General features: G+C 69.7%; 11 protein-coding genes. 6 read left to right on the top strand and 5 right to left on the bottom strand.

Features of this window, described 5'->3' with window-relative positions; all coding sequences use genetic code 11:
- Positions 1-3: 3 nt before the first annotated feature.
- From ABT147_RS42750 to ABT147_RS42740, 3 genes are read right to left on the bottom strand one after another with little or no spacing between them, the layout of a single operon-like run.
- The gene (locus ABT147_RS42750) at positions 4-828 is read right to left on the bottom strand and encodes a carbohydrate ABC transporter permease (RefSeq protein WP_351416940.1); all 825 of its coding nucleotides are present in this window, start codon (positions 826-828) and stop codon (positions 4-6) included.
- A 5-nt stretch (positions 829-833) separates the two neighbouring features.
- Positions 834-1730: a carbohydrate ABC transporter permease gene (locus ABT147_RS42745; protein WP_351416938.1), complete on the bottom strand. Its 897-nt coding sequence runs from the start codon at positions 1728-1730 to the stop codon at positions 834-836.
- A gap of 10 nt (positions 1731-1740) precedes the next feature.
- Positions 1741-3159 carry an extracellular solute-binding protein gene (locus ABT147_RS42740; RefSeq protein ID WP_351416935.1) on the bottom strand — a complete coding sequence of 473 codons (1419 nt, stop codon included), beginning with the start codon at positions 3157-3159 and terminating at the stop codon, positions 1741-1743.
- Between the two features lie 134 nt (positions 3160-3293).
- Between ABT147_RS42740 and ABT147_RS42735 the strand changes: the two genes are divergently transcribed.
- The gene (locus tag ABT147_RS42735) at positions 3294-3854 is read left to right on the top strand and encodes a hypothetical protein (RefSeq protein ID WP_351416932.1); all 561 of its coding nucleotides are present in this window, start codon (positions 3294-3296) and stop codon (positions 3852-3854) included.
- 53 nt (positions 3855-3907) lie between these two features.
- Here the strand turns inward: ABT147_RS42735 and ABT147_RS42730 are convergent, their stop codons facing one another.
- Both ABT147_RS42730 and ABT147_RS42725 read right to left on the bottom strand, forming a co-directional pair.
- Entirely contained in the window at positions 3908-4597 is a 690-nt protein-coding gene (locus tag ABT147_RS42730; RefSeq protein ID WP_351416930.1) for a response regulator, read from the bottom strand.
- Complete coding sequence (locus tag ABT147_RS42725) at positions 4594-6432, bottom strand: sensor histidine kinase (protein WP_351416928.1); 1839 nt, start codon at positions 6430-6432, stop codon at positions 4594-4596. Before ABT147_RS42725 ends, ABT147_RS42730 begins: the two co-directional genes overlap by 4 nt.
- Before the next feature lie 510 nt (positions 6433-6942).
- On the opposite strand from ABT147_RS42725, the gene ABT147_RS42720 reads away from it, so the two are divergent.
- From ABT147_RS42720 to ABT147_RS42700, 5 genes are all read left to right on the top strand, one after another.
- Positions 6943-8322, top strand: coding sequence for a cation:dicarboxylate symporter family transporter (locus ABT147_RS42720; protein WP_351416925.1), 1380 nt, complete (start codon positions 6943-6945; stop codon positions 8320-8322).
- 279 nt (positions 8323-8601) lie between these two features.
- Positions 8602-9030, top strand: a complete 429-nt coding sequence (locus ABT147_RS42715) for a MerR family transcriptional regulator (protein WP_351416923.1) — start codon at positions 8602-8604, stop codon at positions 9028-9030.
- Positions 9027-9359 (top strand): thioredoxin family protein, encoded by a 333-nt coding sequence (locus tag ABT147_RS42710; RefSeq protein ID WP_351416920.1) that lies wholly within the window; start codon positions 9027-9029, stop codon positions 9357-9359. The genes ABT147_RS42715 and ABT147_RS42710 overlap by 4 nt, the downstream gene beginning before the upstream one ends.
- A gap of 189 nt (positions 9360-9548) precedes the next feature.
- A complete protein-coding gene (locus ABT147_RS42705) occupies positions 9549-11792 on the top strand; it encodes a HelD family protein (protein WP_351416918.1) in 2244 nt (747 codons plus the stop codon).
- 143 nt (positions 11793-11935) lie between these two features.
- Positions 11936-13375 carry a cytochrome P450 family protein gene (locus ABT147_RS42700; protein WP_351416916.1) on the top strand — a complete coding sequence of 480 codons (1440 nt, stop codon included), beginning with the start codon at positions 11936-11938 and terminating at the stop codon, positions 13373-13375.
- Positions 13376-13539 lie beyond the last annotated feature (164 nt).

Raw genomic sequence — 13539 nt, 5'->3', positions numbered from 1 at the left:
CCCTCACCCCTTAACTGCCCCACCCAAAGCAAACCCCCCACCCAACCGCCGAGCCACCCCCACATACAACAAAATCACCGGCGTCGAATAAATCACCGAGAACGCCGCCAACTGCCCATAAACCACCGTCCCCCGATTCCCGAAGAACTCATTGATGCTCACCGCGGCCGGCATCTGTTCCGGTGTGAGCAGCAGCATGAACGGGACGAAGAAGTTCCCCCACATCATCACGAACGAGAAGACGGTCACCACCGCGATCCCCGGCCCCATCAGCGGCAGCACGACCCGTATCAGCGACTGAAACGACGACGCGCCGTCCGTCCACGCCGCCTCCTCCAACTCCTTCGGCACCCCGTCCATGAAGTTCTTCATCAGCCAGATGGCGAACGGCAATTGGGACGCGGCGAAGAAGAAGATCGTGCCCTGCATGGTGTCGATCAGGTTCACCTGGACGAACAGCGCGTACACCGGAACCATGATCGCCGTGATGGGCAGGCTCGTCGCGAAGAGGATCGTGAGGAGGAAAGGGCGGTTCAGGCGGGAGCGGAAGCGAGAGAGCGGGTACGCCGCCAGGGCCGCGCACACCACCGTGAGCGCCGTTCCTCCACCGCACAGCAGCAGGCTGTTCAGCAGGGGCGTGAACGTGATCTCCGGGGTCAGGACCGCGTCGAAGTTGTCCAGTGTCACGCCGTCCGGGATTCTCACCGTCAGGTTCGCCTTCGGGTCCACCGACGAGAGGATCACCCACGTTAGTGGGAGGACGAAGGCGGCGGCTATGACGAGCAGCCCCGCGTCGGCCGCCAATCGGCGGGTGTTCAGGGAGGCCACGGCACTCACACCTCCGTTCGCAGCAACCGCAGGTAGACCGCCGAGAACAGCGAACCCACCACCAGCAGCAACAGCGCCACCGCCGTGCCGTATCCGATCATGCTTTTCTGGAACGCCTCCTCGTACATGAACAGGGGAAGGGTCTGGCTTTTGCCGCCGGGGCCGCCTCTCGTCATCACCCAGATCAGGCCGAATACCGACAAGGTCTGGAGGGTGATGAGCATCAGGTTCGTGCCGATGGAGCGGCGGATCATCGGGAGCGTGATGTGCCACATACGGCGCCAGCCGCCCGCGCCGTCCATCTCCGCCGCTTCCGTGATCTCCTTCGGGATTTCGTTCAGGGCTGCCGAGTAGACCAGCATCGAGAACGCCGTTCCCCGCCAGACGTTCGCGAACGACACGGCAAGGATCGGAAGCGTGTACAGCCAGTTCTGGGTGGGGAGGTGGAGCCAGTCCAGGACGGCGTTCAGGGTGCCTTCCCGGCGGAAGAAGGCGTAGAGGAGGAAGCCCGCCACCACCTCCGGGAGAACCCACGCCGTGACGACGATCCCGCCCACCAGCGTGCGGACGGGCTTCGACGCGCGTTGCATCAGGGCCGCCAGCGCCAGGCCCAGTGTGTTCTGGCCCAGCAGGGCCGAGACGACCGTGAAGACCAGGGTCAGCCAGACCGCGTTGAGGAAGGCCTCGTCCCCGAACGCCGTGCGGAAGTTCTCGAAGCCGATGAAGGAGTCCTCGGCCTGGCCGGTGAGTTGGAGGTCGGTGAAGGCGATGTAGGCGCAGTAGGCGATCGGGCCGGCCAGGAAGAGGAGCAGGAGGACGGTGGCGGGGGTGAGGGGGAGGAGGCGGGTCGCGGTGCGGAGTGCGGGGTGGGGATGGGGCGGTCTCGCAGGCGGCCTCGTCATGAGCGGGGGCTCATCGTTCGGCCTCTTCGGTCACCTGGTCGTCCGTCGCCGCCTTCAACTCCTCGTCGTAGTTCTTCGCCGCCTCCGCCACCGAGGCGTCTCCCGTCGTCACCGATTCCATCGCCTCCTGGATGGCCGTGGAGACCTTCGGATACGCCGGGTACGCCGGGCGGTAGTGCGTGCTCGACACCAGGTCGGTGAAGAACTTGATGCCGGGCTGGGCCTCGGCGTAGGCGGGGTCGGAGGCCACGTCCTTGCGGACGGCGATTCCGGAGTTGGCGATGTACCACTTCTGGGCGTTCGCCTTCGTCTGCATCGTCTCGATGAACTCGAAGGCCAGGTCGGGGTTTCCGGCCTTGTCGGGAATGGCCCAGGTCCAGCCGCCGGACATGCTCACCTTGCCGGGGGACTGGCCGTTCTGGGTGGGCATATGGGCGAGGCCGAGTTTCTCCGACCACTGGGGCCATTCATGGCCGCTGCCGGGCAGCCAGTCCTGGGGGAGCCAGGAACCGTCGAGGTTGATGCCGAGTTTTCCTTCGGGGAGGAATTCGCCGCGGACCCGGGTCGAGATGTTGGGGTCGAGGGCGTCGGAGACCTCCGGGCCGAGCTTTTCCTTGTAGACGGTTTCCACGAACGTGAGGGCGTCCTTGAAGCCTTGCGTTCCGGCCTTCCATTTCTTGGACTTCTCGTCGTACAACGGGTCGCTCGCACCGCCACCACTCGTGGCGCCCTCCGTGCCGTAGAGCAGCATTTCGAAGCCCTGCATGGTGGCGGCCTCACCCGCTGGTTTGCCCGTGTAGACGTTCAAGGGGATGACGTCGGGCACCTTTTGCTTGATGGTCCGCGCCGCCTTGAGGATGTCGGCCCAGGTCTTCGGCTGCCAGTCCGCCGGCAGGCCCGCCTTCTCGAAGATCGCCTTGTCGAACCACAGGCCGCGCGTGTCCGTGCCGTCCGGAATGCCGTACGTCTTTCCGTCCTCGGCCTTCGCCGCCGTCTTGGCCGTGTCGATGAACTGGTCCCAGTCCTTCCAGTCGGCCAAGTAGTCGTCGAGGGGCTTCAGATAACCGCTCGTGATGTCCGAGTTGATCAGGAACGTGTCCTCGTAGACCAGATCCGGAGCCGTCTTCGGCGAGCGCAGCATCTGCTGGACCTTGGTGTAGTACTCCGAGTCCGGGGCCTTGATCGGGACGAGTTTCACCTTCTTGCCCGGATTCGCCTTCTCGAACTGCTTCTTGACGTCGGCGAGGAAGGTGTCCATCACACGGACCTGGTTGTCCGTGGACTGTTTGTACGAGACCTCCACGGTGTCCGGGTCACTGCCGGACCCGTTGCCGCACCCGGTGAGTACGCCGGGGGCGCTGATCGCCAGGGCTGCGGTGAGGAGGAGGCGGAGTCGGGATCGGCGGGGGTGGGGTGCGGTGGGGCGCACGGGCACGACCTCCTGCTGGCAACGTCGTTGTGGCCTGGGTGGGTGCCCGGTGACGGTACGAGGAGTGGTCTAGTCAGGTCAATGTGTCTGCACCGAACATAGGGTGCGTCGCCACCCCGCCCGAAGGGACCTCCGTGCCGGAATCCGCCGACCGAGCCGACAACCCCGAACGTGACGTCACCGTCGGGCAGTTGCTGCTCGCCGAGTACCAGATCGTCAAGGACGAGCAGAAGACACGTATCGGGTTCCGGGACAATCTGCTCTACGTCACCCTCACCGTCCTCGCGGCCGTCATCGCCGCCACCGCGCAGGCCAGGCAGCCCGCCATGCTGCTCGCGCTGCCGCCGGTGTGTGTCGTGCTCGGGTGGACCTACCTGGTCAACGACGAGAAGATCTCCGCGATCGGGGCGTATGTGCGCGGGGATCTCGGGCCGCGGCTCGCACGGCTCGCGGGGGCCGAGAGGGTTTTCGACTGGGAAGTGGAACACCGTGCCGACTCACGGCGGCGCTCCCGTAAAGCCATACAGTGCGGGATCGATCTGCTGGCCTTCTGCGTCGTGCCCTTCGCCGGGCTCGCCGTCTACTGGGTGAGCGGTGAGACCAGTCCGGGGCTCGTCGCCCTCTCCGTGGCCGAGGCCCTCACGATCGTCGGCCTCGGGACCCAGGTCGTCCTCTACGCCAAGCCCTCCTCCTGACGGCGCCAAGTCCTCCTCCTGGCGGCCCAGGCCCTCCCCCTGACGGCGCCCGCCTACCCCTTAACCCACCGATACTGCAGCTCAGGCCGCCCCACCTGCCCGTACTGCGGACTCCGCGCCGCCCGCCCGGCGTCCACCAGATGCTCCAGATACCGCCGGGCCGTGATCCGTGAGATGCCGACCGCCTCCGCGACGCCGGCGGCCGTGAGGCCCTCGCCCGCGTCCCGCAGGGCCACCGTCACCCGCTCCAGGGTCGGCGCGCTCAGCCCTTTCGGCAGGGCCGCCGGGCCGGGGGCCCGCAGGGTCGCCAGGGCGCGGTCCACCTCGTCCTGGCCGCTCGCCTCGCCGGCCGCCGCGTGGAACTCGGCGTAGCGGACCAGCCGGTCGCGCAACGTCGCGAAGGTGAACGGCTTCAGTACGTACTGCACCACGCCCAGCGAGACGCCCTCCCGCACCACCGTCAGGTCCCGTGCCGACGTCACCGCTATCACGTCCGCGTGATGGCCGGCCGCCCGCAGGGAGCGGGCCAGTTGCAGGCCGTGCACGTCCGGCAGGTGGAGGTCCAGCAGGAGCAGGTCCACCGGCATGCGGTCCAGCGCGCGCCGGGCCTCCGCGCCCGTGTGGGCCTTGCCCACGGCGGTGAAGCCCGGGACGCGGCCGACGTACATCATGTGCGCGTCGGCGGCCACGGGGTCGTCCTCGACGACCAGGACTCTGATGGGATCGGCACCGGTACCGGTCATACGTCGTCGCCTCCAGCCACTGTGGCCCGAGGGCCCCGCACAGCCTGCGCCGCCCTGTCGGTCCGCGCCGTCCTGTCGGTCTGAACCATCCCACCGGTTTGAGCCGCCCCACCGGTTTGAGCCATCCCACCGGTTCGAGCCGTCTCACCGGTTTGCGCCGGCCTGCCGCCCCCGGTCGTCCGCAGCGGCAGCCGTACCTCGAACTGGGCCCCGCCCCCGGCCGCCTCCGACACGGTCAGCGTTCCCTCGTGCCGGCGCGCGGTCTGCTTGACGAGGGCCAGGCCCAGCCCCCGGCCGCCCGGACCCGCCGGCTTCGTCGAGAAGCCGCGTTCGAAGACGGCCTCCGTGTGGGCCGGATCCACACCGGTGCCGGTGTCCGACACCCTCAGCACCAGCACGGAGCCGTCGGACGACCCGCCCGCGTCCCCGAGATCCCCCACGTCCCCCGGCTCATCCGCCTCGTCAGCCTCGTCCGTATATGCCGTCACCGTCACCCGAGCCCCCACCGACCCCTGCGCCGCGTCCACCGCGTTGTCGATCAGGTTGCCCAGGACCGTGACCAGATCACGGGCGGGGAGGGACTCCGGGAGCAGGCCGTCGTCGATGCGGCTGTCCTCGGAGACGACCAGCTCGACGCCCCGCTCGTTCGCCTGGGCGGCCTTGCCCAGCAGCAGGGCCGCCAGCACCGGTTCGCTCACCGCCGCCACGACCTTGTCCGTCAGGGCCTGCGCCAGCTCCAGTTCCGCCGTCGCGAAGTCGATCGCCTCGTCCGAGCGGCCCAGCTCGATGAGCGAGACGACGGTGTGGAGGCGGTTCGCGGCCTCGTGCGCCTGCGAGCGCAGCGCCTGGGTGAAGCCGCGTTCGGAGTTCAGCTCGCCCGTGAGGGACTGGAGTTCGGTCACATCGCGGAGGGTGACGACCGTGCCCCGGCGCTGGCCGCCCGACACCAGGGAGGTGTTCACGACCAGCACCCGTTCGGCGGTGAGGAGCACCTCGTCCACCCGGGGTTCGGAGGAGAGCAGGGCGCCCGTCAGCGGCGCCGGCAGGCCCAGCTCCGCCACCGAGCGGCCGACCACGTCGTCCCGCACGCCCAGCAGTTCCCGTGCCCCGTCGTTGATGAGGGCCACCCGGTACTGGCCGTCGAGCATCAGCAGCCCCTCGCGTACGGCGTGCAGGGCGGCCTGGTGGTAGTCATGCATATTGCTCAGCTCGGCCGCGTTCATGTTGTGGGTGTGGCGGCGGAGGCGGGCGTTGACGATGTAGGTGCCCAGACCGCCGAGGGCCAGCGCGCCGGCGGCCACACCGACGAGGGCCGTCAGCTGCTCCTGGACCCGGTCGCTGATCGCCTGGACCCTGATGCCGGCACTGACCAGGCCGATGACCTCGCCGTCCTCCATGACCGGGGTGACCGCGCGGACGGACGCGCCGAGGGTGCCCGTATAGGTCTCGGTGAAGGACTCGCCGTTCTGGGCCTTCTCTATGTGGCCGAGGAAGTGCTCGCCTATCCGGTCGGGGTCGGGGTGCGTCCAGCGGATGCCGTCCCGGGTCATGATCGTCACGAAGTCGACCCCGGCGTGCCGCTGCACCTCGGTGGCGTACGGCTGGAGCTGCTTCGTCGGCTTCGGTGTGTGGATCGCCGCACGGACCGAGGGGGCGTCGGCGACCGTGACCGCCACGGCCATGGCCTGGCGGCGCGCCGCCTCCTCCGCCTGGGAGCGGTCGCTGACGTACGTGAACAGCGCGTAACCGGCCACGACGGCCGCGATCAGCACCGCCTGTACGGCGAAGAGCTGACCGGCCAGGCTGCGGGGACGGAGACGGTGCGGGACGCGCATGGCAACAGTCTGCCTCCACGGGTTGGCGTGAACTAAATGAACGGAAGGGTGACCGCCCTCACAGGGCGGGGGATAGTCACCCCATCGACTCGTCCAGCACATGGACACCGACAGGGTGTGCGACTCCCGCTCCGGGACCGCATCCGAGCCGCCGGGAGCCCGTCTCCCACCACCGGGAGGCACCTCTCCCACCACTGGGAGCACGCCTCCCCACCCCGGGAGCCCCCCAGCTCCCACCGCCGGAAGCCCCCCAGCCTCCGGCCCGGAAGCCCGCCGGCTTCCACCGCCGGGAGCCCCGGCTCCCACACCCCCCGGGAGCCCCGCTCCCACCGCCGGCAGTCCCCCAGCTACCGGCTCCGGGAGCCCGCCGGCTCCCGAACCCGGGAGCCGGTCTCCCATCCGGGAACCCGCCGGTTCCCACCCTGGGAGACCGTCTCCCGAATTCCCCCGGACGTGAGCCGCACGCCGGAGACGAACGAGCCGACGATGTCGTCGACGAGGAGGGCAGCCGTGGCCAGCACCGCCCCAACGGCACCTACCGCACCCGCCAAGCGGGACCGCACCCACTACCTGTACATCGCCGTGATCGTGGCTGTGGCCCTAGGCATCGCCGTGGGTCTGATCGCCCCGGACTTCGCCGTGGAGCTGAAGCCCATCGGCACCGGCTTCGTCAACCTGATCAAGATGATGATCTCGCCGATCATCTTCTGCACGATCGTGCTGGGCATCGGCTCCGTACGGAAGGCAGCCAAGGTCGGCGCGGTCGGCGGTATCGCCCTCGCCTACTTCACGGTGATGTCGCTGGTAGCCCTCGGCATCGGCCTGGTCGTCGGCAACATCGTCGAGCCGGGCACCGGCCTCGCGGTCACCGACGCGATCAAGGAGACCGGTCAGGCGCAGGTGTCGGCGGAGGCCAAGGACACCACCGAGTTCCTGCTGGGCATCATCCCGACGACGATCGTCTCCGCCTTCACCGGCGGCGAGGTCCTCCAGACGCTGCTGGTCGCCCTGTTCGCGGGCTTCGCGCTGCAGGCCATGGGCGACTCCGGTCAGCCGATCCTGCGCGGTGTCGAGCACATCCAGCGCCTTGTCTTCCGCATCCTCGCGATGGTGATGTGGGCCGCCCCGATCGGTGCCTTCGGTGCCATCGCGGCCGTGACCGGTTCCGCGGGCCTCGACGCCCTGAAGAGCCTTGCCGTGCTGATGCTCGGCTTCTACGTCACCTGCTTCCTCTTCGTCTTCATCGTGCTCGGCGCGCTGCTGAAGGCCGTCGCCGGCATGAACATCCTCACGCTCTTCAAGTACCTGGGCCGTGAGTTCCTGCTGATCCTGTCCACCTCCTCCTCCGAGTCGGCGCTGCCGCGCCTCATCGCGAAGATGGAGCACCTGGGTGTCAGCAAGCCCGTCGTCGGTATCACCGTCCCGACCGGCTACTCGTTCAACCTCGACGGCACCATGATCTACATGACCATGGCGTCCCTGTTCATCGCCGACGCCATGGGTACGCCGATGTCGGTGGGCGAGCAGATCCCGCTGCTGCTCTTCCTGCTGGTGGCCTCCAAGGGCGCGGCCGGTGTCACCGGCGCCGGTCTCGCGACCCTCGCGGGTGGTCTGCAGTCGCACAAGCCGGCCCTGGTGGACGGTATCGGCCTCATCGTCGGCATCGACCGCTTCATGAGCGAGGCCCGCGCCCTCACCAACTTCGCGGGCAACGCGGTCGCCACGGTCCTCATCGGTACCTGGACCAAGGAGATCGACAAGGAGCGCGTGAGCGAGGTGCTCGCCGGGCAGCTGCCGTTCGACGAGAAGACGCTGCTGGACGACGGGCACGGGTCCGCCCCGGCCGCGGCCGCCGAGCCGGAGGGTGAGAAGGAACTCGCCAAGGCGTAGGCCGTCCTGTGGCCGCCGGCCGAGTGTGGCTGGTCGCGCGGTTCCCCGCGCCCCTGACGGGGCCGGGGGCGGCCCTCGCCGAGAAGGCTCCCCATGACTCCGTACGGCCGGGTCCTCCCCCGTAGACCCGGCCGTACGGCCCAGCGGAACAACTGAAGAAGCACCCCGAACACCGAGCGGCCAGGTCCTCCCCCTATAGACCTGGTCGCTCGGCTTTTGTGCGCGGCTGTCCTGCCTCGGCCTTTCCTTGACGTCGGCGTCAAGGAATACGGTCGGCGCATGCGCATCGGCGAGCTGGCGGAACGGGCCGGGACGACGACACGGGCCCTGCGGTACTACGAGGCGCGGGGGCTGTTGCCCGCGCGGCGGACCGGGAACGGCTATCGGACGTACGACGAGGCGGATCTGAAGCTGCTGCGGCAGATCCGGACGCTGCAGGACTTCGGGTTCGACCTGGAGGAGACGCGGCCGTTCGTGGAGTGTCTGCGGGCCGGGCATCCGGAGGGCGACTCGTGCCCGGCGTCGCTGGTGGTGTACCGGCGGAAGCTGGACGAACTCGATGCGCTGATCGGTGAGTTGGCGGCCGTACGGGCGTCGGTCGGCGAGCAGTTGGCGCGGGCCGAGCGGGCACGGGAGCGGCTGGCGGCCGAGGCGGAGGTTCCGGGGGGTCCGGAGCCGGGATGTGAGCTGGGAGGCGGGGCGCTGTGATCAGGGCGGCTGGTGTCGACGAAGTGACGGACGCGGACTTCGCGGCGGAGGTGATCGGGGCGGAGTTGCCGGTGCTGGTGGAGTTCACGGCCGACTGGTGTCCGCCGTGCCGGCAGATGGGGCCGGTGCTCAGCGCCCTCGCCGCGGAGGAGGGGGAGCGGCTGAAGGTGGTGCAGCTGGACGTGGACACCAATCCGGAGACCACCCAGGCGTACAAGGTGCTGTCGATGCCGACGTTCATGGTGTTCCGGGGCGGTGAGCCGGTGAAGGCCATGGTGGGAGCCCGGCCGAAGCGGCGACTGCTCGAAGAACTCGCCGATGTGCTCTGACGTCTGCCACATCTGACACGTCTGTACGGAAAAGCCCCCGAGCAATTGTGCTCGGGGGCTTTTCCTGCGTATATTTAATGGTTCGCGACTTCAAGGAGATTGGGTCGCAAAGAAGTTCAGTGAGCACAGTGTATCCGGGCGGGAGTGGAATTGTCAAACACCGGCTTTTCGCGTGATGAACAAGATGAATTGCGGCACGAGCAGGAATTCATCGACGGGCTGTATGCGCGCGTGGACGCTTTGCGCGGTGCGACCGAGGGGTCGGTCACGGACGCGCTCGCCCAGGGCAACACCCCCATGCAGGCCCGTCTGGAGCGGGACATCCTCGTCGCCGAGCGGTCGGGGCTGCTGGCCGCGCTGAACGCCGTCGACGGCTCGCTCTGCTTCGGCCGGCTCGACCTCGCCGACGGCGGCGTCCACCACATCGGCCGGATCGGGCTGCGGGAGGACGACACCGAGCGCACCCCGATCCTGATCGACTGGCGCGCCGACGTCGCCCGCCCCTTCTACCTCGCCACCGGCCACACCCCGATGGGCCTGCGCCGCCGCCGGCACCTCACCACCGAGGGCCGCCGGGTCACCGCCCTGCACGACGAGATCCTCGACCTCGGCGACGAGACCCGAACCGGCTACGAGGACCCCACCGGCGACGCCGTCCTGCTGGCCGCCCTCAACTCCGCCCGCACCGGCCGCATGGGCGACATCGTGCAGACCATCCAGGCCGAGCAGGACCGCATCATCCGTGCCCCGCACCAGGGGGTGATGGTCGTGGAGGGCGGCCCCGGCACGGGCAAGACCGCCGTCGCCCTGCACCGGGCCGCCTACCTCCTCTACGAGCAGCGCGAACTGCTCGCCAAGCGCGCCGTCCTCATCGTCGGCCCCAACCCCGCCTTCCTCGGCTACATCGGCGAGGTGCTGCCCTCCCTCGGCGAGACGGGCGTGCTGCTGGCCACCGTCGGCGAGCTGTTCCCCGGTGTACGGGCGACCGCGGCCGACACCCCGGCGGCGGCCCGGGTGAAGGGGAGCGCCGCGATGGCCGATGTGCTCGCGGCCGTCGTACGGGACCGGCAGACGCTGCCCGACCCGGTGATCGCCATCGAGCACGACCGGGAGATTCTCATGCTCGACGACGACCTCGTCCGGGTCGCCCGCGAGCGCACCCGTGAGGCGAAACTCCCGCACAACGTGGCCCGCGAGCACTTCGAGGGCTACATCCTCAACACCCTCACCGAGATGGTCGCCGAACGCATCGGCACCGACCCCTACGACGGCGCCAACCTCCTCGACCCCAGCGACATCACCCAGATTCGCGACGAACTGGCCGAGAACCCCGAGGTCTGGGCCGCCATCGGCCGGCTGTGGCCCCGGATCACCCCGCGCCGGCTGATCGCCGACTTCCTCGCCGAGCCGGACGCGTATCTGTCGCCCGAGGACGCCGACGCCGTACGCCGTCCCGTCACGCGCGCGTGGACCGTCGCCGATGTGCCGCTGCTCGACGAGGCCGCCGAACTGCTGGGCGAGGACGACCGGGTGGCACGGGCCCGGGCCGAACGGGAGCGGGAGACCCAGATCGCTTACGCGCAGGGCGTGTTGGAGGTGTCGTACGCCTCCCGGACGTACGAGTTCGAGGACAAGGAGGACAGCGACCCCGACGGCTCGGAGGTGCTGTCCGCGCACGACATCATCGACGCCGAACGGTTCGCCGAGCGGCACGAGGAGGACGACCACCGCAGCGCCGCCGAGCGGGCGGCGGCCGACCGGACCTGGGCGTTCGGGCACATCATCGTCGACGAGGCGCAGGAGCTGTCGCCGATGGCCTGGCGGCTGCTGATGCGCCGCTCGCCCACCCGCTCGATGACCCTCGTCGGCGACCCGGCGCAGACGGCGGAGGCCGCGGGCGTCGGCTCCTGGGCCGACATCCTCGCCCCGTACGTCGAGGACCGCTGGGAGCACACCCGGCTCGGCGTCAACTACCGCACCCCCGCCGAGATCATGGCGGTCGCCGCCGGTGTGGTCCGCGCCGAACGGCCGGACTTCGAGCCGCCCAGCTCCGTACGGTCGACCGGCGTACGGCCCTGGGCGCGCCGCGCGGCGGCGAAGGAGCTGCCCGCGGTGGTGGCCAAGGCGGCGGCCGAACTGACCCCGGCCGAGGGGCGGCTCGCGGTCATCGCGCCCCGTGAGCTGCATCGGGCGCTCGCGGCCCGGCTGGACGGGGTGACGGCGGGCGCGGAACCCGATCTGACCCGGACCGTCGTCCTCCTCGACCCCCGGCAGGCCAAGGGGCTGGAGTTCGACTCCGTCCTCGTCGTCGAGCCGGGGCGCTTCGGGACGAGCGATCTGTACGTGGCGCTCACCCGGGCGACCCAGACGCTCGGCGTCGTGCACGCGGAGGGGCTGCCCGGCGGGCTCGGGGAAGAACTGGCGGTGGCGTGAAGTCGACGGGAAGGCCGTCTGCCAGGTACCCGGCAGACGGCTTTCCCGGCACCGTCACCACTTGTGCATCGGGGATCACCAACCCGTAACAGTTCTCGTCATCGTCACTGCTCGTGCACGGTTCATACGGTATGCGTGTCGGCATGGAAACACATCCGTTCGCGGCCGCTCAGGCAGGCGGGCCCGGTCTGGAATCGCTGTCCGTGGAGCCGTTGCTGACCTCGGAGTTCGATGTGGACCCGGGCGGCGTCTACGAGCGACTGCGGAGTACGTACGGCCCCGTGGCACCGGTGGGGCTGATGGGGGTGCCGGCGTGGCTGGTTCTCGACTACCGCGAGGTGCTGGAGGTCCTGCGCAACGAAAGTGTCTGGCGGCGCGACGTACGGCACTGGCGGGCGCGGGCGGAGGGGCGGCTGCCGAAGGACTGGCCGCTCCTCGCCGGGTACGAGGTCCGGCAGACCATGTTCTTCGACGACGAGGAACACCGGGCCGCCCGGCTGAGCTACCACTCGGCGATGCGGCCCTTCCAGGACGGGCACTCGCCCGAGGGCTGGGAACTGCGGGCGGCCGTCGCCCGGTACGCCGACGAGCTGATCGGTGTGCTCGCGGCCGAGTCCGGGACCACCGGGTTCGCCGATCTCGCGGCGCAGTACACTCGGCCGCTGCTCCTCATGGTCACGACCAAGCTGTTCGGCTGTCCCGTAGAACTCGGCGACGAGATGGTCATGGACCTGTGGCGGATGCTGGACGGCGGGCCGGACGCGGGGCCCGCCACCGGGCGGGCGCTGGGCGCGATGACCCGCCTCGCGGCGCACCGGCGCTCCCGGCCCGGGGAGGACCTGACCTCCTACATGCTGCTCTCCAACCCCTCGCTGAGTGATGAACAGCTGGGCCGTGAGCTGTTCATGAACGCGGTCTATCTCAACGACATCACCGGGAACATGGTCTGCAACACCCTCCTGGAGGTGCTGCGGGGCAACGCGACCGTCCGGCGGAGTCTGTCCGACGGGCAGCTCGGGGAGACCGTGAACCGGGCGGCGCTGGCGAATCCGCCGACGGCCAACCTCTGCTTCCGGTTCGCGGCGCGTGATGTGCGGCTGGGGAACTTCTGGATCCGGGCCGGGGACATCGTGTCCCCGTCCGTCGCGGCCGCGCATCGGGATCTGCTCGCGATCGGGTCGTCCCACATCGTCGACTCCGCGATCAGTACGCGGGCGCATCTCGCGTGGGGGGCCGGGCCGCATCAGTGTCCCAGTGCCGCGCGTGAGTTGGCGGGGACGATCGTCTCGACGGCGGTGGGGAGGGTGTTCGAGCACTTCACCCGGGCGGAGCTCACGTTGCCGCCGGATCAGTTGCCGTGGCGGTCGGGGCCGGTGGTGCGGGGGTTGAGGTTGCTGCCGGTTCGGTATGAGCTGGGTGGGCGGGGTGTGGGGCGGCGCGGGGAGGGGGGCGTGCCGTCGGTGGCGTCGGGGCCGCCGGTGCCGTCGCCGGCCGCGGAGCCTGCGGCTGTCGGGGGGCGGGTGGGGAGTGGGTTGTTGGGGGCGTTGCGGCGGATGATGCCCGGCACCCGCAAGCCCCACTGACGCCCCCCACACTTTCCTCGCCCCCGCCGCCCCTACCCGTCCCATCCCCCAGGGGCGCTGCCCCTTCGACCCCGAGGGGGTGGTGCGTTGTCGGGTGCGGCCCGGTGGGGCTTCTCGCGCAGTTCCCCGCGCCCCTAAAGGGCCGCAGGCCCTTTAGGGGCGCG

Source organism: Streptomyces sp. NPDC001868 (genome assembly GCF_040297125.1).
In the GTDB taxonomy this organism is placed as follows: domain Bacteria; phylum Actinomycetota; class Actinomycetes; order Streptomycetales; family Streptomycetaceae; genus Streptomyces.
Note: the sequence above shows the minus strand (reverse complement) of the source record. Positions and strands in the feature narration are given on the sequence as shown.